This window comes from Moorena sp. (genome assembly GCF_982860115.1).
This window is the reverse complement of record NZ_CEYLVT010000012.1, coordinates 39,317-63,684: the sequence shown is the minus strand read 5'-3', so window position 1 is coordinate 63,684 and position 24,368 is coordinate 39,317. Positions and strand designations below refer to the sequence as shown.

The 24,368-nt window shown below is 44.0% G+C and carries 25 protein-coding genes and 1 tRNA gene; 15 read left to right on the top strand and 11 right to left on the bottom strand.

Annotation, left to right across the window (positions count from 1 at the left end; translation table 11 throughout):
* The first annotated feature begins 140 nt into the window (after window positions 1–140).
* From minC to atpC, 5 genes are all read left to right on the top strand, one after another.
* Window positions 141–935, top strand: a complete 795-nt coding sequence (gene minC / locus AC4II3_RS04025; RefSeq protein ID WP_488010050.1) for a septum site-determining protein MinC — start codon at window positions 141–143, stop codon at window positions 933–935.
* Entirely contained in the window at window positions 932–1,726 is a 795-nt protein-coding gene (gene minD, locus AC4II3_RS04020) for a septum site-determining protein MinD (protein ID WP_488010036.1), read from the top strand. Before minC ends, minD begins: the two co-directional genes overlap by 4 nt.
* A gap of 76 nt (window positions 1,727–1,802) precedes the next feature.
* Window positions 1,803–2,120, top strand: a complete 318-nt coding sequence (gene minE / locus AC4II3_RS04015) for a cell division topological specificity factor MinE (protein WP_488010034.1) — start codon at window positions 1,803–1,805, stop codon at window positions 2,118–2,120.
* Between the two features lie 319 nt (window positions 2,121–2,439).
* Window positions 2,440–3,888 carry a F0F1 ATP synthase subunit beta gene (atpD, locus tag AC4II3_RS04010; RefSeq protein WP_488010032.1) on the top strand — a complete coding sequence of 483 codons (1,449 nt, stop codon included), beginning with the start codon at window positions 2,440–2,442 and terminating at the stop codon, window positions 3,886–3,888.
* A 250-nt stretch (window positions 3,889–4,138) separates the two neighbouring features.
* Window positions 4,139–4,549 carry an ATP synthase F1 subunit epsilon gene (gene atpC / locus AC4II3_RS04005; RefSeq protein ID WP_488010030.1) on the top strand — a complete coding sequence of 137 codons (411 nt, stop codon included), beginning with the start codon at window positions 4,139–4,141 and terminating at the stop codon, window positions 4,547–4,549.
* Between the two features lie 272 nt (window positions 4,550–4,821).
* On the opposite strand, the gene AC4II3_RS04000 is transcribed toward atpC, so the two are convergent.
* Window positions 4,822–5,121, bottom strand: coding sequence for a 30S ribosomal protein PSRP-3 (locus AC4II3_RS04000; RefSeq protein ID WP_293075362.1), 300 nt, complete (start codon window positions 5,119–5,121; stop codon window positions 4,822–4,824).
* 174 nt (window positions 5,122–5,295) lie between these two features.
* Between AC4II3_RS04000 and AC4II3_RS03995 the strand changes: the two genes are divergently transcribed.
* The gene (locus AC4II3_RS03995) at window positions 5,296–6,108 is read left to right on the top strand and encodes a TIGR01548 family HAD-type hydrolase (RefSeq protein WP_488010048.1); all 813 of its coding nucleotides are present in this window, start codon (window positions 5,296–5,298) and stop codon (window positions 6,106–6,108) included.
* A 181-nt stretch (window positions 6,109–6,289) separates the two neighbouring features.
* Here the strand turns inward: AC4II3_RS03995 and AC4II3_RS03990 are convergent, their stop codons facing one another.
* From AC4II3_RS03990 to AC4II3_RS03980, 3 genes are all read right to left on the bottom strand, one after another.
* Window positions 6,290–7,117, bottom strand: coding sequence for a carbohydrate ABC transporter permease (locus tag AC4II3_RS03990; protein WP_070391914.1), 828 nt, complete (start codon window positions 7,115–7,117; stop codon window positions 6,290–6,292).
* Window positions 7,118–7,131: 14 nt separating this feature from the next.
* Complete coding sequence (locus AC4II3_RS03985) at window positions 7,132–7,971, bottom strand: carbohydrate ABC transporter permease (RefSeq protein WP_488010046.1); 840 nt, start codon at window positions 7,969–7,971, stop codon at window positions 7,132–7,134.
* 120 nt (window positions 7,972–8,091) lie between these two features.
* Window positions 8,092–9,348: an ABC transporter substrate-binding protein gene (locus tag AC4II3_RS03980; protein ID WP_488010027.1), complete on the bottom strand. Its 1,257-nt coding sequence runs from the start codon at window positions 9,346–9,348 to the stop codon at window positions 8,092–8,094.
* 1,256 nt (window positions 9,349–10,604) lie between these two features.
* Between AC4II3_RS03980 and AC4II3_RS03975 the strand changes: the two genes are divergently transcribed.
* Window positions 10,605–12,050 carry an MFS transporter gene (locus tag AC4II3_RS03975; protein WP_488010025.1) on the top strand — a complete coding sequence of 482 codons (1,446 nt, stop codon included), beginning with the start codon at window positions 10,605–10,607 and terminating at the stop codon, window positions 12,048–12,050.
* Between the two features lie 138 nt (window positions 12,051–12,188).
* Here AC4II3_RS03975 and AC4II3_RS03970 read toward each other — a convergent pair whose 3' ends face one another.
* Together AC4II3_RS03970 and ruvB are read right to left on the bottom strand one after the other, a co-directional pair.
* Window positions 12,189–13,010: a tetratricopeptide repeat protein gene (locus AC4II3_RS03970; RefSeq protein WP_488010023.1), complete on the bottom strand. Its 822-nt coding sequence runs from the start codon at window positions 13,008–13,010 to the stop codon at window positions 12,189–12,191.
* 77 nt (window positions 13,011–13,087) lie between these two features.
* The gene (ruvB, locus tag AC4II3_RS03965) at window positions 13,088–14,179 is read right to left on the bottom strand and encodes a Holliday junction branch migration DNA helicase RuvB (RefSeq protein WP_293101911.1); all 1,092 of its coding nucleotides are present in this window, start codon (window positions 14,177–14,179) and stop codon (window positions 13,088–13,090) included.
* A 41-nt stretch (window positions 14,180–14,220) separates the two neighbouring features.
* On the opposite strand from ruvB, the gene hisF reads away from it, so the two are divergent.
* The 3 genes from hisF (at window position 14,221) to AC4II3_RS03950 (ending at window position 15,480) form a co-directional block, all read left to right on the top strand.
* Complete coding sequence (hisF, locus tag AC4II3_RS03960; protein ID WP_488010021.1) at window positions 14,221–14,991, top strand: imidazole glycerol phosphate synthase subunit HisF; 771 nt, start codon at window positions 14,221–14,223, stop codon at window positions 14,989–14,991.
* Window positions 14,992–15,117: 126 nt separating this feature from the next.
* On the top strand, window positions 15,118–15,330 hold the full coding sequence (locus tag AC4II3_RS03955; RefSeq protein WP_075897842.1) for a hypothetical protein: 213 nt from the start codon (window positions 15,118–15,120) through the stop codon (window positions 15,328–15,330).
* A gap of 77 nt (window positions 15,331–15,407) precedes the next feature.
* Window positions 15,408–15,480: transfer RNA gene (locus tag AC4II3_RS03950), tRNA-Ala, on the top strand.
* Between the two features lie 137 nt (window positions 15,481–15,617).
* On the opposite strand, the gene AC4II3_RS03945 is transcribed toward AC4II3_RS03950, so the two are convergent.
* The 3 genes from AC4II3_RS03945 to AC4II3_RS03935 all read right to left on the bottom strand — a co-directional run bounded on the left by AC4II3_RS03945 (window position 15,618) and on the right by AC4II3_RS03935 (window position 17,053).
* Window positions 15,618–15,812: a hypothetical protein gene (locus AC4II3_RS03945; protein WP_070391920.1), complete on the bottom strand. Its 195-nt coding sequence runs from the start codon at window positions 15,810–15,812 to the stop codon at window positions 15,618–15,620.
* A 272-nt stretch (window positions 15,813–16,084) separates the two neighbouring features.
* Window positions 16,085–16,885 (bottom strand): MOSC domain-containing protein, encoded by an 801-nt coding sequence (locus tag AC4II3_RS03940; protein ID WP_488010018.1) that lies wholly within the window; start codon window positions 16,883–16,885, stop codon window positions 16,085–16,087.
* A 27-nt stretch (window positions 16,886–16,912) separates the two neighbouring features.
* Window positions 16,913–17,053, bottom strand: coding sequence for a hypothetical protein (locus tag AC4II3_RS03935; protein WP_488029141.1), 141 nt, complete (start codon window positions 17,051–17,053; stop codon window positions 16,913–16,915).
* A gap of 427 nt (window positions 17,054–17,480) precedes the next feature.
* On the opposite strand from AC4II3_RS03935, the gene AC4II3_RS03930 reads away from it, so the two are divergent.
* A complete protein-coding gene (locus AC4II3_RS03930) occupies window positions 17,481–18,593 on the top strand; it encodes a pentapeptide repeat-containing protein (protein ID WP_488010132.1) in 1,113 nt (370 codons plus the stop codon).
* A 53-nt stretch (window positions 18,594–18,646) separates the two neighbouring features.
* Here the strand turns inward: AC4II3_RS03930 and AC4II3_RS03925 are convergent, their stop codons facing one another.
* Window positions 18,647–19,489 carry a DUF4058 family protein gene (locus tag AC4II3_RS03925; RefSeq protein ID WP_488010134.1) on the bottom strand — a complete coding sequence of 281 codons (843 nt, stop codon included), beginning with the start codon at window positions 19,487–19,489 and terminating at the stop codon, window positions 18,647–18,649.
* Window positions 19,490–19,889: 400 nt separating this feature from the next.
* Here AC4II3_RS03925 and AC4II3_RS03920 point away from each other — a divergent pair, with 400 nt between their 5' ends.
* Window positions 19,890–21,290 (top strand): amidase, encoded by a 1,401-nt coding sequence (locus AC4II3_RS03920; RefSeq protein WP_488010136.1) that lies wholly within the window; start codon window positions 19,890–19,892, stop codon window positions 21,288–21,290.
* 182 nt (window positions 21,291–21,472) lie between these two features.
* Here the strand turns inward: AC4II3_RS03920 and ilvC are convergent, their stop codons facing one another.
* On the bottom strand, window positions 21,473–22,468 hold the full coding sequence (gene ilvC / locus AC4II3_RS03915; RefSeq protein WP_070396553.1) for a ketol-acid reductoisomerase: 996 nt from the start codon (window positions 22,466–22,468) through the stop codon (window positions 21,473–21,475).
* Window positions 22,469–23,014: 546 nt separating this feature from the next.
* Here ilvC and AC4II3_RS03910 point away from each other — a divergent pair.
* From AC4II3_RS03910 to AC4II3_RS03900, 3 genes are all read left to right on the top strand, one after another.
* Window positions 23,015–23,314 carry a ferredoxin gene (locus AC4II3_RS03910; RefSeq protein ID WP_488010138.1) on the top strand — a complete coding sequence of 100 codons (300 nt, stop codon included), beginning with the start codon at window positions 23,015–23,017 and terminating at the stop codon, window positions 23,312–23,314.
* A gap of 41 nt (window positions 23,315–23,355) precedes the next feature.
* Window positions 23,356–23,646 (top strand): ferredoxin, encoded by a 291-nt coding sequence (locus AC4II3_RS03905; RefSeq protein WP_488010140.1) that lies wholly within the window; start codon window positions 23,356–23,358, stop codon window positions 23,644–23,646.
* A gap of 197 nt (window positions 23,647–23,843) precedes the next feature.
* Window positions 23,844–24,134 carry a ferredoxin gene (locus tag AC4II3_RS03900; RefSeq protein WP_488010140.1) on the top strand — a complete coding sequence of 97 codons (291 nt, stop codon included), beginning with the start codon at window positions 23,844–23,846 and terminating at the stop codon, window positions 24,132–24,134.
* Window positions 24,135–24,368: the final 234 nt, after the last annotated feature.

Sequence of the window (24,368 nt, the reverse complement as noted above, 5' to 3'; positions counted from 1 at the left end):
TATTCTTAAGTATATTCCCCTTTTGCCCCATACCACCATTAGCTACAATTCTCAACACTTATCCACTAGAACTTGCTGAAGAAGGTATGATCACGAAAGAATCTTTCTTCGGTGCGTTAACCAATCTAGCTCCTTGTTGCATGACTTCTGATTCTGCCCAACCATCACCAGTTTCAACGGTTTCCGACGACCGCAACTCGGTAGTTAACTGCCAAGGGCAAGTTCGCTTAAAAAGTGAGGGGAAACGGCTGTTGTTGATCTTGCCACCAGCCACTAAAAACCCTAGTATTGCCAATTGGTTAGACCTATGGGAACAATTCAAGCATCGCCTCAATGCTGGAGAGCGCTTTTGGCAGCCTGAATCCAGTGTCCATCTGATGGCTGGGGATCAATTGCTGGATGGGATGAAGCTACAAGCGATCGCTGATGCCCTTGGGGCAGTCCAGTTAAGGCTAAAGCGAGTTTACACCACGCGCAGACAAACTGCTGTGGCTGCTGCAGCTGCTGGGTACTCAGTAGAACAAGAAACTCCTAAGTACTCTTTGAATCAGAAGATTGATGAACCTACTGAATTACTCGCAGAACCTCTGTACTTACAAATGACCGTGCGTTCTGGTATAGAGATCCGTCACCCTGGCACTATTGTTATAATAGGAGACTTGAACCCTGGTGGTGCATTGATCGCAGCTGGGGATATATTTGTTTGGGGGCATCTACGAGGCATTGCCCACGCCGGTGCAAATGGTAATCGAAAATGTCGGATTATGGCATTAAAAATGGAACCCACCCAGTTGCGGATTGCTGATGCTGTAGCTAGGGCACCGGAGACACCGCCACTTCAGTACTATCCTGAAGTAGCTTACGTGACTTCCCTTGGAATTCGTATTGCTAGAGCTGCTGATGTTGCTAAAACCCACTTGTCGTTGAATTCATGAGTCGAATTATTGTTGTCACCTCTGGCAAAGGAGGGGTGGGTAAAACTACCATTACCGCCAATCTAGGTTTAGCCCTAGCTCGTCTGGGTCGTCGAGTTGCCTTAGTGGATGCAGATTTTGGTTTGAGAAACTTAGACCTGCTGTTGGGACTAGAAAATCGCGTAGTCTACACGGCTATTGAAGTATTAACAGGTCAGTGCCGCTTAGACCAGGCTTTGGTCAAAGACAAACGGCAGGAAGGACTAGTCCTGTTACCGGCAGCCCAAAGTCGTAACAAAGAAGCCGTTAACCCCAACCAAATGAAAAAGTTGTTGGGGGTGTTAGCCAAGAATTACGAGTACATCTTGGTGGACTCTCCAGCAGGAATCGAAAGTGGGTTTAAAAATGCAGTTACGGCAGCTACTGAAGCCCTAATCGTTGCTACACCAGAGATTACTTCAGTGCGGGATGCTGACCGAGTTATTGGCTTACTGGAAGCGGAAGGAATCAAGCAGACCCGCTTAATTGTCAACCGCCTGAAAGCCACAATGGTAAAAGCGGATCAAATGATGTCAGTTCAAGATGTCCAAGAAATTCTTGCTATTCCCCTAATTGGTGTTATCCCCGATGACGAACGGGTGATTGTCTCCAGTAATCAGGGGGAACCCTTGATCTTATCAGAAAAGAAAACCCTGCCTGGAATTGCCATTGAAAACATTGCTGCACGCTTAGAAGGTGCAAATATTTCCTTCCTCGACCTGATGGCAGAACACGACAACCTAATCAGCCGCTTACGCCGCCTGTTCCAATAAGGTTTTACATTGTGAATTGCCAAAGAGCCTCTTCCTTCTCTCCCTGTGTGACTTATTCACTACTCCAAAAAGCCCCATGATTATTGAAATTCTAGAACAACTTTTTTCCTGGAGGAGTGCTCAAAGTAGCCGTGAAGAGGCTAAGCGCCGCCTCCAACTGGTAATTGCCCACGACCGCTCTGACCTGAGTCCTACAATGGTGGAGTCGATGCGGCAAGACATCCTGGAGGTGGTCTCTCGCTACGTTGAGATTGATCCCGATGGATCAGAGTTTTCCTTAGAAAGCAACCAACGGGCAACAGCACTAATTGCTAATCTACCCATCCGACGAGTTAAGGAAAAACTACTAGAGGAAGAATCTAAACCCTTGACTCCAGACGAAGAAGAAGAGTAAGTCTCTAGTAGCTAAACGAGTGACAAGCTACGTGAAAAGTAGGTCAGTTGACCGGGCGAACGGGTGTGGGGTGTCTGTTTAAATTGAGCCTATTACTTGGGTGAAAAATTATCGGATCACCTTTGAAGGTAATTATGAAGCAAGGGATGCTTCTCTGGTCACCCTCCCAGGATGGGAGCTAAAGTCGTGTTTATATTTAATTTGGGATCAAGTTGCGATACGGTTGAACCCCAACAGTGGTAATCTGGAGAGTGGCATTACTAAATGTTAAGACTGTTTTCCAAAATCTGTAACAATAGCTTGACTAAATAAGCGCAATATGGTAGGCACCGCAGAACAAACAAACACGGGCGCTATTGCCCAAATTATCGGTCCGGTTGTTGACGTAGAGTTTCCCAGCGGTAAAATGCCGCAGATTTACAATGCCTTGAGAATTGAAGGCAAAAATGAAGCTGGACAAGATGTTGCTGTGACCTGCGAAGTGCAGCAGCTTCTCGGGGATAACCAAGTGCGCTCTGTTGCCATGAGTGGTACAGACGGTCTGGTGCGGGGTATGGAAGTTATTGATACGGGTGCCCCCATTAGTGTACCTGTAGGCAAGGCTACCTTAGGACGGATTTTCAATGTCTTGGGTGAACCAGTAGATAACAGAGGACCGGCAGAATCTGAGGATCGCTTCCCAATTCACCGGCCTGCTCCCAAGTTAACTGAGCTGGAAACCAAGCCCTCAGTATTCGAGACCGGTATTAAAGTAATCGACCTGCTGACTCCCTATCGACGTGGTGGTAAGATTGGTCTTTTTGGCGGCGCTGGAGTCGGCAAAACTGTGATCATGATGGAGTTGATCAACAACATCGCCACGAAACACGGTGGAGTATCAGTATTTGGCGGTGTGGGAGAGCGTACCCGTGAAGGGAACGACCTCTACAACGAAATGATGGAATCCAACGTGATCAACGCGGATAATTTAGGCGAGTCGAAAATTGCCCTAGTTTATGGTCAGATGAACGAACCACCCGGTGCGAGGATGCGGGTCGGTCTGTCAGCTTTGACCATGGCTGAGTACTTCCGGGATGTGAACAAGCAGGACGTGTTGCTGTTTATCGATAACATCTTCAGGTTTGTACAAGCAGGTTCGGAAGTGTCTGCTCTTTTGGGAAGAATGCCTTCTGCTGTAGGATATCAACCTACTCTGGCAACAGACGTAGGTGCTCTGCAAGAACGGATTACCTCCACTAACGAGGGTTCAATTACCTCCATTCAGGCAGTATATGTACCAGCTGACGACTTGACCGACCCAGCGCCAGCAACTACATTTGCTCACTTGGATGGTACAACAGTGTTGTCCCGTGGCCTAGCATCTAAGGGAATTTACCCGGCTGTGGACCCCCTCGATTCTAATTCAACCATGCTGCAACCGAGCATTGTGGGAGAAGACCACTACGGAACAGCTCGTTCTGTGCAGGCAACTCTACAGCGTTACAAGGAACTCCAAGACATTATCGCGATTTTGGGCTTGGATGAATTGTCCGAGGATGACAGACTAACGGTGGCTCGCGCCCGCAAGATTGAGCGCTTCTTGTCTCAGCCGTTTTTTGTAGCGGAGGTCTTCACTGGTTCTCCTGGTCAGTATGTTAGCTTGGACGATACTATCAAAGGCTTCCAAATGATTCTCAAGGGCGAATTGGATGACCTTCCTGAGCAAGCCTTCTACATGGTGGGCAGTATTGACCAAGCGATCGCTAAAGCTGAAAAACTGAAGAGTTAAGTCAGGTTTGATGCTAATAAGGTTATCAAGGTTGAAGGTTGAACGCGCAAGCGTGGCCTTTTGGCCAAGGTTATCAAGGTTGAAGGTTGAAGGTTGAAGGTTGAAGGTTGAAAGTTTGGGATTTCCACAGCAACCTAGTAACCTGTAACCTTCAACCAGTTAACCTGTAACCTTCAACCAGTTAACCTGTAACCTGTAACTTTCAAGCTGCTAAACTTCCAAGGTCCAACAAAAACAATTCATTCTGCTGATGGCTTTAACTGTTCGTATTATTGCTCCCGACAAAACCGTCTGGGATGACCAAGCACAGGAAATAATTTTACCCAGCACTACCGGTCAGCTTGGGATATTGAGTGATCATGCTCCTCTGTTATCAGCGCTGGATACTGGTGTGATGCGAATTCGCTCGGACAAAGAGTGGATACCAATTGCTCTTATGGGTGGATTTGTGGAAGTTGAAGATAATGAAGTGACGATTCTTGTCAATGGTGCTGAGTCCGGAGATGAAATTGACAAGGATGCTGCAGGTGTTGAGTTCAACGAAGCACAAGCTCGTCTAGAAGAACTTCAAAGCGAGGAGAATACCCAAGAAAAAATCCAAGCAACTCAAGCCTATAAGAAAGCCCGTGCTCGCTTTCAAGCTGCTGGTGGCATGGTGTAGTAACGCAACGTTAAATTATAACCCCGTAAACGAAGTAAGCAAGGGATTTAAACCCTATAAGCTCCGCATAAGCTCCGCGCTCTCCAAACCCCCCCCGAAACAGGGGGGTAGGGGAGCTTCTGGATTTGGTCACGGTCAGTCTGTTACTTGGATTAAGGGGGTTGAATTAAGGACGTTCTTCAACTAAGGAATCATCTCAACTAAGGTCGGATGAGTGGTCAGTTACCAATTCCCCATTCCCCTCAATCATTAGATTAATCAGCAAGGCTGGATTAAGCACTACCAGTAAAAACGACTTCCGGGAACTTAGCCTGAGCCTCAGACATAGGTCTACGCCTACCTTCCTCTTGCCAGTAGTTAATTACTTCAGTGGCTTTGTTGAGGATTTCAATGCGATCCGATTCAGTAATCCAGTGTTTGGCTTCCATCTCATCCTTGAGCTGTTCCCAGGCATCGTTCCGGGGCCAGAAAAAGTAACAAGTTAATGGGCTGGTGCCTTTGCCGACAATTTGATCAACTGCCAGGGCTACATTCTCATCTAGCCAGAGAACTTTTAATAGAAATTTTGACAATCAGGCCTCCCTCAGATATCCCAGGTTATCTTTAACTATAATATATTGTAGAGTTGACCATTTTAGCGCAAGAAGACTCTTCTTGATCAAGATTCAGGGATAGGTTTGTGATCAAATTGTTGGTACTATTGGTGCTGATCAGCAATATTGGCTCAACTAGCCCAAGCGTGCATGATGCCTAGTTCAGAAACATTCATTTCTAACTTTAATGCCATAGTGGTGTTCGACATTGACGGCGTGGTGCGTGACGTTAGTGGTTCTTACCGTAGAGCGATCGCAGATACAGTAGACCATTACACTGGTGGTGCCTATCGACCGACTATGGTAGAGATTGACCAACTTAAATCAGAAGGGCTATGGAATAACGACTGGGAGGCATCGCGAGAATTAGTTTATCGATACTTTGAGGCTCAAGGGAAAATGCGTTCGCGTTTTCCTCTCGACTATGAAGCCCTGGTTGATTTTTTCAATTCTCGCTATCGAGGAACAGATCCCAACCATTGGACTGGGTACATTTGTGACGAACCGTTATTGTTACAACCGAGTTATTTAGAGAGTTTGACAACAGCAGGGATTCCTTGGGGTTTTTTCAGTGGGGCAACACGACAGGAAGCGAACTATGCCCTAGAAGGACGACTTGGTCTCGAACGGCCTGTTTTAATTGCCATGGAGGATGCTCCTGGTAAGCCTGACCCTACAGGACTGTTTGCCGTAGTTCTACAACTAGAACAGAACCACCAAGTTAAGGTGAAATTGCCAGTTATCTACGTTGGTGACACAGTTGCTGACATGTACACTGTTGAAAAAGCTAGAGACTCTCATCCAGAACGAGTTTGGGTTGGGGTAGGGATTTTACCCCCTCATGTGCAGGAGATACCAGAACACCGGGAGGCTTATGGAGAGAGGCTAAAAGCTGCTGGTGCAACAGCAGTTTTTAATAATGTTGAGCAGCTGACTCCTGAACAGATTCAGAAAATACTACATTAGGGTTAATGCTTAAAGGTTCAAAGCCCTTGAGCTTCAAGCTAAATAGTCAATATTTAAACAATTCAGAGGTTCACGAAAAAAAAGAAGGACAAGGTCAAGAGCTTCCCTGTCTTGACCTTGGCATTTGTGTATAAGTTTTCTGTGTGTTTGTAGTGAGACTTGACCGATACTTTTCAGCAGCTCATCCTTTAGAACCAGTAAATGTTACCCCAGAGATAAAGTAACGATTGAAAAAGGCGTAAATCCCCAAAGCCGGTATAGTAAAGACCATTGAGGCTGCCATAATGTAGTTCCAATAACTAATGTATTGCCCCTTAAAGGTATTTAAACCTAAGGGAAGGGTAAACATTCCTGGATCAGAAGTAATCATTAGGGGCATTAAGAAATTATTCCAAGACCCCATAAAAATAAAGATAGCTTGTGCTGCCAAAGCTGGCTTGGCTAAAGGCAACACAACCTGCCAAAAGGTTTCCCAGCGACTTAATCCATCCAAGGCAGCAGCCTCTTCAAGTTCCTTAGGAAAATTGATAAAGAACTGCCGCATCATGAAAATAAAGGTGGCATTCACTGCACTCGGTACAATCAATCCTTGGTAGGTATTGAGCCATCCCAAAGACTTTAAGATTAAATAACCAGGAATTAGGGTGACTTGTCCAGGAATCATCAAAACTGCTAAGATTATTCCCAACAATAATGAATTACCTGGAAACTTAACTCTGGCTAAGGCATAACCTGCCATTGAGTTAAATATAATATTCAATCCTGTTACACAAACACCAACCAAGACACTGTTTAAAAACCAGCGTCCAAACAAAGGGGATTCAATGAAAATATTGCGGTAGTTATCGAAGGTAAAATCATGGGGTATAAAATTCAACCCGCCAGCGATAATTTCCTCAAGGGGTTTAAAGGAGGCTGATAAAGCCCAAGCAAAAGGCAAAAACGTAATAATGGCATAGAGGATAAGAATGCTATAAAATATCCCTCTGATCCAACGAAAATTATTCACTCTTCTTTGATCTCCTAATTCGCTTTTTCTTCTCTAAAGAAGCCGCGTTGAATCAGTGTTGTCACTAGAATTACACCAGCTAACATTAATGCTAGTGCAGCGGCGTAACCCATATCCAGACTTCTAAACGCATACTGGTAGATCAGAAGCACAACCGTCAGGGTTGAGTTGTTTGGACCACCGGTGCCACCGGAGAAGATGTAAGACTGGTCGAATAACTGAAACGTACCGATGACACCCATAACCATAACGAAAAATGTCACTGGTTTGAGTAAAGGCACAGTAATATTTATGAACTGATCGAACTCATTGGCACCATCAAGTCTTGCCGCCTCATAAACGGATCTAGGTATATCTTGCAGCGCAGCCAGGTAAATCACCATGAAAAACGGTGCTGTAGACCAAATATTCATAATCATAATGGATTTGAGAGCCACGCTTGGGTCTCCTAGCCAGTTATAGGTCGGTAAACCAAAGAAGTCTAGTAATCCATTAAGTAGACCATTAGAATTATAAATCCAGATAAATATTAGGGTTAAAACTGCTGAAGAAGTGACAGTCGGTAGAAAGAAAATAATCCTAAACCATTTTTTTCCTTTAATTTCTTTATTTAGGACTAGAGCTAAAACCAGAGCCAGGATTGTTTGACAAGGAACAACAATAACGACATACTCAATTGTATTTTTTAGCGCAATCCAAACTCGCTCATCCTCAAAGGTACGAAGGAAATTTTTTAACTCAACAAATCGATAACTCAGCCCTCCTAAAATTTCAACCTTATGGAAGGAAAGGAAGATTGCATAGATAATTGGTGCAATCAAAAAAGTTCCTAAAACTAGAATAGTAGGAGCCATGAAGAGGTAGCCAGATATAGCTTCCCTAACTTTGGCTTTCTGCCAAAATCCCTTCAATTTGACATCCCTCGATTTGACGTTTTGGTCAACTTCAAGTTTAGCGTTAGCTAGTGACATTTGTTAGTAGTTACTTGCTTGAATTTCTTTGTTAGCAGTTTGTTGTGCTTTTTTCATGGCTGACTTCAAGGATTGCTCACCAAGTAAAGCACTAAGAAACTGATTGTCGAAATGGGTCATAAATGTTGGCAATTGTTCATCCCCTTGCCAAATCGTGGCGTAGTCAGCACCAGCGATAAAGGGGGTGTACAGAGGATTCTGTTCATAGCCAAGTTCTGATATGACCGATTTCCGAGCCGGGATTGCCAGTCCTCCCTTCGCCCAAGCTTTCATCCCTTCCTTGCCAGTCAAATAGGAAATCAGTTCCCAGGCAGCCTCTTTATTTTTAGCTTGCTTGTTCATGACATAAGCAACGGTATAAACCATGCTGCCTTTGTGGTTACCAATACTGGGAACTTCCGCAGTGCCAAAGTCAATCTTGGGAAATGTCTGTTGTAGGTAAGGAATCGCATAGCTACCTTCAATAACCATTGCTGCCTTCCCTTGACCAAACATTTCGCTTCCAGAACTGGCTCCAACGTCTGACGCTATGGCAGCAGAATGGTTTTGTCGATACATATCGATCAAAGGCGTTAAACCTGATAGGCTTTGGCGAGTCGCAAAGACAGCCTTGCCATTCTGGTCAACTAAATCACCGCCAAAAGCTTTGATCATGAAATAGTGACGAGAGAGTTCTGCCGTCATGCCCAACCCATATCGATCAACCCTGCCATTGTGAGTTGTATCGGTGGTCAATTTTTTAGCATAGTCCTCTAACTCTTCCCAGGTTTGGGGTGGTTCGGTTATATTGAGTTGATGGAAATATTTTTTATTGTAGAAAAGGGCAAGGGTTGTAAAATCCTTAGGCAATCCGTAGGTTTTGCCTAAGGATTGGAAGGCTTCCGAGAGATGGGGAGCAAAGTCATCTAAATCTAGGTCCTCAGTGATGTAATCATCAAGAGGTTCCAAGACTCCATGAGTCATGAGTAAGGGAGCATCTAGGGCATCTACATAGAAGACATCAGGAGCAGCATCACCAATCAACCGAGTCTTAATGACATCCATATATTGGTCAGTGATCACTTCAAACTTGACTTTTATACCAGGATGTGATGCTTCAAACTCCTTCAGTACCTGCTCAAGGAGCTGTTTTTCGGCTGGGTTGCTCTGCCACCCGCTCAGGGTCACAGTGGAAATGTCACTGGCGATACTGCGGCTACAGCCAGTTAGGAACACAATTAGAGATACTAAGATTAGACATCTCGAAAGAATTTGCTTCATGATAAGTAAGGACGCTTGGGCACCTCCCCTGGAAAACTTATTTCCCGTCTGAGGAGGTGGCTATGTACCTAGAAATAATTAGTAAATACAGATGAAGATATGGTTATTGAGATAACTCGACATCCAAGATGGCTTTCTACAGCTTATTTCTTAAGGTGTCCAAGATGGCTTTCTACAGCTTATTTCTTAAGGTGTCCTTATTTCTTAAGGTGTAAAGCTGTTACTAGCCATATTGATGGGGGTAAAGCTAGCTGTTAGTAGCCAACTTTATTATTGCTTATCTTTATTATACCACCACTTATCTTTAGCTTTAATTATGATTATCCATGATCCTCATCCTGGCTACAGTCTTAACTAACTGAACTACGTAAGGCTGAGATCAAGACTATGAAGGCGATCCCGCCTTTTTTTTTTTCTAGCTAGGTCGTGGTACCTCTTGGCTCGATCCGTCAGATCAAAGATTTCAGTGAATATACTTAATTGTATTTTTGTTGCAATATCTTACTTTTTTTGAGATATTATTTTTAAGGTACCTGTTGCCCCAGGGATAAAAAAGGCAACAGCTGTACTTAGGTCAGTATTGATATTTAGATATCGATTCTGGCTACATCGGGATTCCTAAACAAGGGAATAAGGCATTGGCGTGATTTTTCCTCATGATCCATGTCTAGCCCCCTTGCTTCCCCGTTAATTGAATAGCGTAGCCTCCGCTGCTATACCCCGTCATGACCATAGCTCTCCCCATAGGGCATAGCCCTTAGGAAGTAACCCTTAGGGATTATGGAAAAGTGCTACTTTTTCTATTCCTAAGGGGTTGGGTGAAGGCTAGAGAATAAGTGTTATTGAAAAGTAGCCCTTCTCGAAAAGTAAGGGTTACCGGAGTGTATAGCAGATGTCGCAGGAGCTAGACCTTCCCGGACTCTACCAGGAGTACGGAAGGCTATGGTAGGTCTTCTGCGAGAGTAAGCAAGTCTTACTTCCCTAGTGATGTAAATGGCATAGACTCCTCTTGTAAAACCCCTTTTAGCCAAAGGAGGTTTTACAAGAGGGTATAGGGGGAATTTAAGAGCAAGCCAAGAGGGTTACGCTATGGGCACGCTACGCCCATCAATAACGGGGATGCTATAGGGAGGATATGGCATAGGAGTTTCGACCTGCCTGCCGATCCAGTACAGGTGTTACCTGAACCAATACGATTTACTCGTCTCCATCAAATTCGCCATTTAAGTCCTCTCTATCTAGCTACCTGAACCGCTATGCTCAGACTCATATCCGATGTCGCCCCAGAAGCTCCGTCTTTGCCGCGATTGCCAGAGTTGCTCAAGCCCCTAAATAAGGAAGCGCGACCCCCCCTTAGCCCTACTGAGAAAATTCCCAAGGGAGATATTCGCTCTAGCCTGAGGGCTGCAACCCTTGACGGCGTGTTTTCCGCCTTCTTTTCCTCTATCACAGCTGAGGTTTTCCTCACTAACTTCTTGCTGCAACTGGGTGCTAGCAACTTTGAAATCGGTATTCTTTCAGGGATACCTCTACTGGCGAATTTTCTACAGCCTATTGGTGCTTATTTATCTGACCGATCCTACAGTCGCCACTGGTTTATCATCAAAACCTTCGTTCCTTCGCGACTACTATGGTTATTTGTCCTTGTAGGCATTGCGATGTTCTGCAATGGTCTGGCTCCAGCTCATCATCTAGTGTTGTGTACACTGGCGATTAACCTGATAACTCACATTTTTGGAGCTTTAGGTAGTCCCTCTTGGTCTAGCTGGATGGCGGTGTTAGTTCCTGTTCGCCTGCGAGGGCGCTATTTTGGACTGCGCAATAGCTTTACTAATTTAACTAACCTACTTTGTGTTCCCCTACTGGGATACATTGTTTCTACCTGGGACGGTGGGCAAGTTCAAGGCTATGGCGTAATTTTGATTTTGGGTATCATAGCTGGAATACTCAGTCTAGTCTTTCAGTTCTTCATGGTAGATGTGACTCCTCAGATACCGTCAAAGAAGACTGCGAAGACTGATGAGACTACTGATGAAACCTTAGAGTCTGAGGAGGAGCCGACACCTTCTGATTATGTCGCTCTATTGAAGGACACAAACTTCCTAATCTTTGTACTCTACTTTGGATTGTGGATGTTTGGCTTCACCCTCAGCGCTCCCTTTTTCAATGTTTATCTGCTCGACAATTTGGGCTTAGATGTTGGTTGGGTAACTCTCTATACCAGTCTGACTGCTGGCGCAAGTTTATTGACGCTGATCTACTGGGGTAAGTTGTCTGACCTGATCGGAAATCGTCCAGTACTAGTAATGGTTGGGATTCTCCTATCTGTGATGCCCTTACTTTGGCTTGGGATCAGCACCCCAACAACTCTCGCTCTTTGGGTTTGGCTACCCCTTTTATTCTTAGGGACAGGTTCAGCTGCGGCAGCCATTGACCTGTGTGCCAATAACATCCAAATCGAGATCTCACCAGCCCACAAACCCTCCACGTATTTTGCAGCTGCTGCATCATCAGCGGGATTAGGGGGTGCTATAGGTAGTATGTTTGGTGGCTTTTTAGCGGAGTTGCCTCACTTCGGTGGTTTGCCAACATTATTTGCCCTATCAGCAGTGGTGCGATTGGCTACCCTTTTACCTTTGGCATTTGTCCGGGAGCCACGGGGTCGGAACCTCAAACAACTGCTGCTTCGTAACCGTGCTTGAACAGCAATAGTTTAGTCAAGTGTTATGAGTGTAGGGTGCTTTATTAACGCACCCTACACTTATGCTTAAGACCTAAAATTATTGCGTAAGTCCTGAAGTCATGACTCTTGATAAAAGCTAAGGTTGATCAGGTTAATTTCACTTAAGGTTGAAGAAATTTGCTAACGCCTCAACCATCATTGGTGGCCAACGGCGGACATGCTCTACCCAGTCCAAGTCCTGGTATCGCTTATCGAGACCAACGGCTGCCACCCAATTACTCTCAGCTTCCCCCCGTTTTCCGTCAGCCCACAACACAGCTGTTAAAGCAGCTCGAAGATCGGCAAATTGGGGGTATTTTCGTATAGTATTGCGCATGATGCCCATGGCTTCTTTGGTCTCACCAATTTGATAGAGCGCCAGAGCATAGTTAGCATAGGCAAAGGCAAATTTGGGTGCTAACTCGATGGATTTTTGGTAATTTGCGATCGCTTCTGTCCATTGGCCTAGTCCTGCCTTAGCATTCCCCAAGTTGTTGTAAGCCATGGCATCCTTGGGATCAAGTTTTAGCAATCGCTCATAGTCAGCAATGGCATCTTGCCATCGCCCTTGTCCTTCGTAGGCAGTACCGCGATTTAGATAAGGGTCAGTGGCTTCTGGTGCTAATTCAATGGCATGAGTAAAGTCTGCGATCGCATCGTCTAATTTATTCTGGCTGACTCTAAGGTTACCCCGATTACTCCAACCGACGGGATTATCTGGCAACAGCTCAATTAGCTGAGTCCAGTAATTTTCAGCAGTTGGGAATTTCCCCTGATTCGTAGCAGCAAATGCCTTTTTCCTTAACTGGTTAATTTGTTTGATCTGAGCCTTAGTCAATTCTGGGAATTGGGTTTGCGCCATTGCTGGGGGTGTGATTATCGTAGCAGCCGATACAACGACAAGCAGTAAAATCAGTAAAATCCGAATCAAGCGTTTCATATATTATTTGAACTGAGACCGCAATCTTGATATTCCTTGCTACTGACTATTAACTACTAATTACTAACTACTAACTACTACTCATAGCCCAAATGTTTCCGAGCCGCTGAGGTGGCGACGCGACCCCGAGGTGTGCGGTGCAGGAAACCAATTTGTAACAAATAGGGTTCATAAACCTCTTCAATGGTTTGAGCATCTTCTCCAGTAGAGGCTGCCACTGCTTCTAAACCAACTGGTCCGCCATTGAACTGTTCAATCATTACCTTTAGCACTAGTCGGTCTGTCCAATCTAACCCCATCGGGTCTACATTAAAGATTTCCATGGCTTGAGCTGCTACATCCTGGTTAATTTGCTCAATGCCTTTGACTTGAGCATAGTCTCGCACTCGCCTCAGGAGTCGGTTAGCAATTCGAGGTGTGCCACGAGACCGACGGGCAATTTCCTCAGCACCATCTTCCGTTACTGCTGCCTTGAGCAATTGAGCTGTCCTCGTTACAATTAAACTCAATTCATCGATCTCATAGAAGCGTAAGCGTTGGATCATACCAAAGCGATCGCGTAGGGGTGAGGTTAAGGAACCTACTCGTGTGGTTGCCCCCACTAAGGTAAACTGTGGCAGAGGAATACTGCGGGTTTTGGCACTCTGACCCTTACCAATAGTGATATCCAATCGATAGTCTTCCATGGCTGGATATAGCAATTCCTCTGTCATGCGCGATAAACGATGGATTTCGTCTATAAATAAAATATCCCCAGGTTTGAGATTAACCAGAAGCCCCACAATATCTCGTGGACGCTCTAAGGCAGGTGCAGCAGTAATTTTACAATTCACCTCCATCTCAGTTGCCAAAATTAGGGACATGGTTGTTTTCCCTAATCCTGGTGGTCCATACAACAGCAGGTGATCCATGGCCTCATTTCTGGCTTTGGCAGCTTGAATCCCAATTTCCAAAACTCCTTTGAGTTCTTTTTGTCCGATGTAGTCGGCTAAGCGGTGTGGTCTAATACTCTCTTCTTGATGACCAACTTCCTCAGCGGTCGCCGTTGCTAGTAGTAGCTCCCCATCGTTTTGCCTCTGACGGGGTAAGCCGCGACCTTTTCGTTTCTTGCTAGATTTGGGTTCTCTATCTGGGTTTTGGTACTGTTGTCTAAAAGACGTTATGGCCATGGGTCATACTTTATCCTTCATACTTCATACTTAGTTTACTTATGCTGGCTAAGAGAATCTTACCGTGCCTGGATGTAAAAGCTGGGCGAGTTGTTAAAGGGGTCAACTTTGTTAATCTTAAGGACGCTGGTGATCCAGTGGAATTAGCACAAGTTTACAATGATGCTGGTGCAGATGAGCTGGTGTTTTTGGATATAACTGCTACCCATGAAGACCGAGACATTATTATTGATGTAGTCTACCGTACAGCCGAACAAGTATTTATTCCCTTGACGGTGGGGGGTGGCATCCAGTCTTTAGAAAATATTAAATTATTATTAAGAGCAGGAGCCGATAAAGTTAGTATTAATTCGGCTGCTGTACGGAATCCCGACTTTATTAATCAAGCGAGCGACCGTTTTGGTGATCAGTGCATCGTAGTGGCTATTGATGCTCGTCGTCGGGAAGACCCCGATAACCCCGGTTGGAATGTTTACGTGCGAGGAGGACGTGAGAACACCGGTATTGATGCGATCGCATGGGCAAAAGAAGTGGCACAACGGGGAGCTGGGGAACTTCTGGTTACTAGTATGGATGCGGATGGAACCCAGGCTGGGTATGACTTAGAGCTAACCCGAACTATGGCTGAACAGGTGGAAATTCCAGTGATTGCCTCCGGTGGTGCTGGCAACTGCGATCATATTTATCAGGCTCTGACTGAGGGCAAAGCCGAAGCAGCGTTACTAGCTTCCCTGTTGCATTACGGGCAACTGAGTGTATCTGAAATTAAAACTTATTTGAACCAGCATCAAGTTCCGGTGCGATTGCCATAGTAAACTAATTGATTATTTTTCCGAAAGATTTAAGTTTTGTTGTGTAGTATTAAGTAGTTTAATGGTTTGCAGCGATTTTTATAGCTGCTAAACTAAATATGGATCCAATATTAATTTTTGTAAAAAATGCTGGTGATAATTCTAATCTTTGATGTAGCTTTGGTGGCTTGGTCACTGCACCTGATGCAGGAAGCCTTTGATACCCAGGAGTTCTCTCTGATGCTGGCTGGTACCTTAGTAGCTATGTCAGCAGCAGCTATGTTAGTGGTTTATTTTTTGATGAACAGCTGCATGGGGTATCTTACCCAAATGGCTCAGTCTCCCAGCGTATTCTACTGATCGAGATAATTTCATTCTCAAAACACTTGACTTAGCTGAGCTATCAAGGTATACTAGGTAATGGACTATAGAATTACGGGGTTATAGCTCAGTTGGTAGAGCACCTCAATGGCATTGAGGGGGTCAGCGGTTCGAATCCGCTTAGCTCCATATTGATTAAATTTTAATTAAATATTGATAAAAGGCTGAAGTCTTTTAGCCTGAGGGGTTGCCGTAGGGTTGCTTGGCTATCAGTCTTCAGTAATAAGGTTAGAATTTGTTGACGGTTGACGGTTGAGGGGAAACTCTTAAAACAAGCCTTGGGAGTGGCGAGGGGGGAAAACCCGTGAGACTTGATGGTGAGATGTTGAGATCAAAACCTCTTTATCGAAGACGAATTCGCCGTAATCGGCGAGGTTATCTAGACCAATCAAATTTAGGATGATCTCAGCCACTAGCCAGGTGCTGACTTTCAGAAATACATTGTTCCACTGATGATTCATTGCTCTGAGGTTTAAACATTTAGTAGGTAGAGGTTTTGTCTGGCTTCTGTTTGTTCAGATGTACCTAAATCTCTACTTCAATTCCAGAGCGACGAATCCGCAAAAAAGTCAAAAAGTTTTATTTAATAAAATTTCCCATATTGATTGGTGTTGAAAGTTCACGGTTTAGGGTTGACAATTGATATCATGTTCGGTTAATCACTTTGTTGATTAGCGATCGCTGTCTTGATGCAGTCGCTTTTCCTGACTTCTCCAAAAAGCCTAGTCAACCTTCACGCTCCCTGAAGAATTTCGATGGGATCCCCTTGGTGCAACACTTTACCGGCTTCAGAAGCAGGCACGTTTGTATTCACGCTTAATTTGTAGAAATGATTGAAACGAGCGCTGGTTGTCCAGGATGGTAGGCTTTCCTTGCGCTTCGCCATGAAAGTCTTTTGGAAATTATCAGTAGCCTCTCCTGTTTGAGGGTCTCGTGCTAAAACAATACAACGTTGACAGGGATTAATTCCTTCTATGAAAGCTTCCCCTACTTTAAACTGAATAGATTGCCCTGATTCGGAAAACAATTGGTCTTCCCAGAAAGCAGGAACTCCTCCAATTTCTAGATTGGCTCGAACCCGACGTCGTATCTCTTCAGGAGTTATTTCAGGGAACCAAGAAGCAACGGTTTCAATGGTAGCGCTACTAATAATAGTAGGACCAAGAGCATTGGTATCGTCTGGAAAACCAGTGCTGGTGTTCTGCACTACTTTAACTGGAAAATCGAAGTAATCCTTTAACCAAGCTTCCAGAGCAGCTCGCCCGTGATCAATATGAAAGGTAATGTTTTGGTTTGTGCCCTGAATCTGTAGCGATAGCAATTGGGATTGGATATCGAAGACTGACCGCAGCAAGTGGACTTTGCCATTGCGCTTACCATTGACAAATTTACCTTGCTGATCAAATAGGGCAAATTCTCGGTCATGGTTTAGGGCACCACTTTTGAGGAGAGTGGCGGTTTCGAGTTCAATCCGATCTAGGGATTTAATCGGGTAGATATAGATAGCTTTAAGGTAAGGTATTGCAATTTTCATAACGAGTGAGCGACATTGCTTATCCTTTTAAGGCAATAGGCAATAGGCAATAGGCAATAGGCAATAGGCAATAGGCAATAGGCAAGAGGGTTTTAAGCGATGCAGTGCCTTCATGCGGGGGTTCCCCCCATGAGCAACTGCCGTGGTTTCCTCCATGAGCGACTGCATCAAGACAGGGAATCTGCCTCAAAGAAGACATTACCTCATCAGTGCAATCAACGCTATATAATCTATCAGAAATGACAGACAAAGAATGATATAGCAATAATAATAAAGACTCTATCAGCTTGATATTAGTTATAACTCTCTCTATAAAGTAGAGCATTTTTTTATAAACTTGGTAGGTGTTACAGGGCAAATTAACTGCAACTTAGTTAATAAATAAATTAATTTATGAAAATACCGGGGAGATCAAGGTAAGCGATCGCTTGCTGAGATTAGCGATCGCTAATGTTGGTTTTGTTACTTACCTTAAACAAACGTAATAAACTTTCAGGTGTAGCAGAAGAAATGAGTTAAGCGATCGCTAGGTTATAATTACAGCTAATTTATCCTAGAAAGCCACATATATAGGGTTTGCCCCGAGTTGGCAATCATGAAGCTGAATCAAATTATTAATCACATCAAAGTCTCTCTAACCCCTTCGTCAACCAAAACCCATTCCCAAAAGGTTGAAGAAATAGCTTATAAGATTTACCAAAATCGCCTACTAGTAAAAGGTGAAGGGGATGCGGAGCACGACTGGCATAAAGCTGAGCAAATTGTTAAAAATCCTTTGACGTTAGCGTTGTTCAAGTGCCATCAACCTTTCATCAGCATAGAAAAAAAGTTTTTAGAGCCTGTTCTGGATTATCTGAATAGATTAGCATTGCTAGAAATTTTAGGACTAGTTGGTAATCTATCTCTACTTGTTGGTGTGATTGTCTTTATTGCTGGTGAGCAGGATAGACGAAATGCTGAAGTGTATCAGGCATGGCAAGTAGTTACCGCAGCCCACGACCAAGCTGGGAGTGGTGGTAGAAAAGAAGCTCTGGAATTCCTAAACTCAAGACCAAGGCGTATTCCTTGGTTTTGGTTGACCTGGCGGAGACAGAGCTTAGATAGTTTACAAGCTCCAGAGGCTTATTTGAGGGGAGTCCAGCTCTCTGGTGCGGAGCTAGTTAACGCTAATTTACAAGACGCTAATTTATCTGAAGCTAATTTACAAAAAGCTCGTTTATCTAGAGCTAATTTACAGAAAGCTATTTTAGATGAAGCTAAGTTACAGCAAGCTTATTTAGTTAGGGCTAATTTACAGGAAGCTAGTTTATCTGAAGCTAATTTAAAGAATGCTAAGTTACAGAATGCTAACTTACAAGAAGCTTATTTATTTAAGGCTCAGTTACAACAAGCTAATTTAAATATAGCTAAGTTACAGCAAGCTGATTTAGAGCAAGCTAATTTAGAGAACGCTAGTTTAGTTGAGACTAAGTTACAGAATGCCCATTTAGCTGGAGCTAAATTACAGAACGCTAATTTACATAAAGCTAATTTAGCTGGAGCTGATTTATCTGGAGCTGATTTATCTGGAGCTGATTTAAAAGATGCGATTTATTCAAACAAAATAAGAGCGGAAAGCTGTAAATTTGAAGATATATATTATCATTGTCGCACTATATTTCCTGAAGGCTTTGACCCTAAAGCTGCTGGCATGAAGTTAATAAAATAAGTGAAAGATATACCTAAACGATAATTATTAAAATTCAACACTACATGCTACTCTTAAATCAAGACTTGCTTTACCCAACTTGCATCTGCGGTCGATAAAGGTGGTGGCGGATCTTGACTATAATCAATCGCTAAATCATAACTTCCTTGGTCGTAAAGGTTATGTAATAATTGTTGTAAATTAACCGTAGGTTCTCGATCGTCTGGTTGTAGAGGTAAAGGAAATGAAGGAATTGCTTGGGGGAGATTAAAGGCATATAAATCGGCTTGGGGACGTTCTTTAGAACGGCTGACCACGATTCGATAGTGGCTCTGGAAGGCTTGATTATTCATAGCCATTGGTTTTCCTTGACGCAGTAAATCAATTTCCACTAAATGGGTTAAGCTATCTAATATTTTTTGCCGTTTGGTTTCATAAGTGCTGCGCCCTTCTGCAGACCGTTTGTTTTTGGGAGAAAGAATTTCGATAACAGTAATGACTTTGCCAGTTTCCACCTTTCGCACTTCTAAATACCACTTCTTGATGCAGTCGCTCATGGGGGGAACCCCCAAGACCGCGCTGCATCGCTCTTTAACCATTTCAGTCATCGGTAGAGCAATCTTCATTGGTTTAACACTAGGAGCAGCAACGGTAACCAGAGCTGACGGATCTTGGTGGTTGCTTTGAGAACTTTGAACAACTACATGATCTTTTCGGGCGGGCAGGATGCCCACTCTACCTAGCATCGAATCATCACCAGTAGCATTGTAGACTCTTTCCTCAATTGCTACCCGATATTTCGGACGTAGTTGGGGGTTAAGGCTTTGGGCAATCAGGACAATTAGCCACTTATGAACTTGTGACCAATATTCTGGTTTCTCCAGGTAGGGATTCATCCCAGGAAAGGGTGAAGGCATCTTTTGTTATGAAGCTGTGAAGTGCTATATTACCTAAGTTACCGAAAAAGTTTGGCTCTTCGGTACCTGCAACCTAGCTAGTAATTTTGGGAAATTTCTGGAAAATCACCAGAATTTAACGATGTGTTATACCAATTTACAAAATTAAGTGGTATAATTGCTACTAAAATAAAATCATTATCAAGACAGCTATGGTATGGGCTCACCCCCTAAGCTGCTATAGTCTTCGATTTAAGCAACGTTTAACAAACAGTCTCTCAAACTCTTACTCTGTATAGCTTTGAGATTTTAAGAATTTAGTTTTTTCTAACTAGCATCTGAATGCCTAAAAGTTTTGCCTAGCAATACTCTTAGGCATTTTTTTTTAGAAAAAAGCATCCCTTGATCGCAAAGAAGCATTATGAATCAAGTTGACCTAGCCTTTACTCCAGCTCTAGAGCAAGCCCAACTGATCCGCAAGGGTGACATATCACCCCTAGAATTAGTCCAACTCTACCTTGAACGGATCGAAGCATTAAATCCCCAACTAGGCAGTTACTTCACTGTGGCGTCTGACATGGCACTGGCGGATGCTAAAGCCAAAACTGAACAACTTGCCGAAACTACTGATACTTCTAAACTTCCTCCATTTTTTGGTGTTCCAATTGCGATTAAAGACCTCAGAGCTGTAGAAGGACTCCCTTGTAGCTTTGGTGTTGCTGCGCTCAAAGACAATATTGCTGAGTATGATGATGGGGTAATCACCCGGATCAAGCAAGCTGGATTCATTATTTTAGGTAAAACTGCTACCTCTGAACTGGGTTCGTTACCCTATACCGAACCCCCAGGATTTCCACCGGCTCGCAATCCTTGGAATCTGGACTACACACCAGGGGGGTCTAGTGGCGGTTCAGCGGCAGCAGTAGCAGCTGGCTTATCTCCCATTGCCCAAGGTTCCGATGGTGGGGGTTCCCTGCGGGGTCCAGCCTTTTGCTGTGGTTTGGTGGGGATTAAACCGACACGAGGTCGTATTTCTTATGCTCCAGCAGGAGACTTTCAAAGTGGTATTCCCAGTATTGGTCCGATGGGACGGACGGTAGCTGATGCAGCTGCTTTACTGGATGTGATGTCTGGCTATATTACTGGAGACCCTTACTGGTTACCTGACCCAGAGATATCGTTTCTAGAGGCTACCGATCAACAACTGGATAATTTGCGGATTAGTTTTGCGACATCCATTAAACCGATAGGAGAAGCATCAGCTACATGTGAAAAGATTGTCCTGGAAACGGTGCAGCGACTGGAAGGGATGGGACATCTGGTTGAACGGGGTTGTCCAGATTTCAGTGAGATAGTAGAACCATTTAAGACAGTATGGCAAGCTGGCATAACGTCAGCAGGAATTCCCTTAGAAGCCTTAAGTCCGATGAATCGCTGGATTGCTGAACAATCAGGTACTGCTGGGGAATACTTACAAGCGGTGACTAAGCTACAAGTTATAGCGCGTCAAATTGTGGGATTCTTTAACAACTATGATGTGCTAGTCTTACCGACTTATTTACATCCACCGATTCGGGTAGGAGAGTGGGACAATTTGAGTTATGAAGAAACCTTGAATAATATTATTAATTGGATTGGACCGTGTCCACCATTTAATGCTACTGGACTTCCTGCGATCGCAATTCCTGCTGGTTTTGATGAGAAGGGTTTACCTGTCGGAATTCAGTTAGTGGGACCTCCAGCATCAGAAGCAAGACTATTAGCATTAGCGGCTCAGTTGGAAGCAGCAAACCCTTGGATTAATAATCGTCCAACTATATAAGGTAAAATCTCAAATTTACAGGACTTACGCCAAATTTGAGTTTAAATACTATTAGTAGTAGGATGAGTTATTTACCGATCCGACCAGTATAGTTATGACGTAAGTCCTGATTATAAATAAGTCCTGAGTTAAAAAGTCCTGATTTAAGATATAAATCGTAAACCGTCAACGGTCAACAATGCTTAGACTTTTTTCAACCAGCTGAACATAGCGCGTAAGTCTTTACCAACTTCCTCGACGGGATGTTCTTTATTCTGACGGCGCATAGCAGTGAAGACGGGTTTACCTCCCTGATTTTCCAAGACAAATTCACGAGCAAATTGACCTGATTGAATTTCTTTGAGGATTTTACGCATTTCGGCGCGAGTTTCATCAGTAACAATCCTTGGCCCACGGGTATAGTCACCATATTCAGCAGTGTTGGAGATGCTATCCCGCATGTTAGCTAAACCACCTTCGACGACTAGGTCAACAATCAGTTTGACTTCATGAAGGCATTCAAAATAGGCCAATTCTGGTTGATAACCAGCAGCGACTAGGGTCTCAAATCCGGATTTAATCAATTCACTCAAGCCGCCACACAATACGACTTGCTCACCAAATAGGTCAGTTTCTGTTTCTTCCCGGAAGGTAGTTTCAAGAATCCCGGCACGGGTACCACCAATTCCTTTGGCGTAAGCCATGGCGCGATCGCGTGCTTGGCCTGTGGCATCCTGGTAAACAGCAAATAGACAAGGCACCCCTTCTCCCTGTTCATAGGTGCGCCGCACCAAATGTCCTGGACCTTTGGGAGCAACCATGATCACATCTACGAATTCTGGGGGAACAACTTGACCAAAATGAATATTGAAGCCGTGGGCAAAGGCAATAACATTACCCTCAGTCAGATTTGGCTCAATTTCTGCCTGATAAATGGTTTTTTGCACTTCATCCGGCAGCAGGATCATCACCAAGTCAGCCGCTTTAGCAGCATCAGCCACTGTGTGGACGGTTAAGCCTGCTTCTTCAGCTTTGGCCTTAGACTTACTACCTGGATAAAGTCCCACGATCACATTCATGCCACTCTCTTTAAGATTAAGGGCGTGGGCGTGACCTTGAGAACCATAGCCGATGATAGCTATAGTTTTATCCGCCAGTAGGTCTAGGTTAGCGTCGGTATCGTAATACATTTGAGCCATTGTAATTTCTGTTCCTTTTTTGCTGGTCACTGTCTTGATGCAGTCGCTCATGGGGGAAACCCCCGCATGAAGGCGCTGCATCGCTGCAAACTTATCATGATACCGCAAAACCGATCTCAAGCTTGGCAACTGATATACCTTTTTATCCATCAGCCCATCACCGGATCACCTGATCTGTCGATACAGGTCTTAGATGCTAATGATAAGTATTTCTAATTATAAATTCCTAAGGATTTTGCCAAAGTTATCTGAGGGAGATAGGATCTTTAAAAAACCTGTTAAACCTAGATATTAGAGCATTTTCATGGACCGGTTTGAGAGCTAAATCTCTGGTGTAGATACTTGTGAATTTTATATAAGTAAAACTTATCAAATTGGCGATTTAGCCTTTCATTCTTAATCGGTCTTAATCTGCTGAGTGTTTTCCCGTAGTATCAGAGATGGAGTAAAAATAAGCATGCCAAGCTCCTTCAACCAAAGGATAGGCTTTTGCCGTATACTCACAACGTCTCTACTATTGTTTTAAATCGAGAGGATTACTAAAACATGGCAACTTACAAAGTCACCGTGAAAAATGAAGATGAAGGTATAAATACAACCCTTGAAGTTCCTGATGACAAGTACATTCTCGACGAGGCCGAGGAGCAAGGTTTAGATCTCCCTTATTCCTGCCGTGCGGGTGCCTGCTCTACCTGTGCTGGCAAAGTAGAGAGTGGTACTGTTGACCAGTCAGACCAATCCTTCCTGGATGATGACCAAATAGAGGCTGGCTTCGTTCTGACCTGTGTGGCCTACCCCACCTCTGATTGTGTGATCATTACTCATCAAGAGGAAGCACTGTACTAAATACTAATATAAGTACTTGTAACAAAGAGGATTACTAAAACATGGCAACTTACAAAGTCACCTTGAAAATGCCAGATGGGGAGAAAGTCATTGATGTTCCCGAGGACGAAATCATTCTCGACATTGCCGAGGAACTAGAGATAGATCTGCCTTATTCCTGCCGTGCAGGTGCCTGCTCTACCTGTGCTGGCAAACTAGTCAGTGGTAGTATTAACCAGGACGACCAATCCTTCCTGGATGATGAGCAAATAGAGGCTGGCTGGGTTCTAACCTGTATCGCCTACCCCACCTCTGATTGCACGATCATTACTCATCAAGATGAGAACATGTAATAAGTACTAATATAAGTACTAATAACAAAGGGGAAGTAGGAGAGCTTAGAAATTGGGTGTTGTACTCTTTGAGCTCTTTACTTCCCCATCGCCGAAAATCGGGTGATGAGATGATTAGGTAATAGGGTGATGGAGAAATCACGCTAAATCGAGGAAGCTCTTTTATAAGTAAAAATAACAAAGAGGATTACTAAAACATGGCAACTTACAAAGTCACCTTGAAAATGCCAGATGGGGAGAAAGTCATTGATGTTCCCGAGGACGAAATCATTCTCGACATTGCCGAGGAACTAGAGATAGATCTGCCTTATTCCTGCCGTGCAGGTGCCTGCTCTACCTGTGCTGGCAAACTAGTCAGTGGTAGTATTAACCAGGACGACCAATCCTTCCTGGATGATGAGCAAATAGAGGCTGGCTGGGTTCTAACCTGTATCGCCTACCCCACCTCTGATTGCACGATCATTACTCATCAAGATGAGAACATGTAATAAGTACTAATATAAGTACTAATAACAAAGGGGAAGTAGGAGAGCTTAGAAATTGGGTGTTGTACTCTTTGAGCTCTTTACTTCCCCATCGCCGAAAATCGGGTGATGAGATCCTTAGCTAATGGGATGATGGCGAAATCACGCTAAATCCAAGGTAAATCAAGGAGGAGAAGAAGGTAATTTTTCTGAAATTCTTCCGTATCTTCACTTTCTCCCCCCTTTTCCCCTTAATTA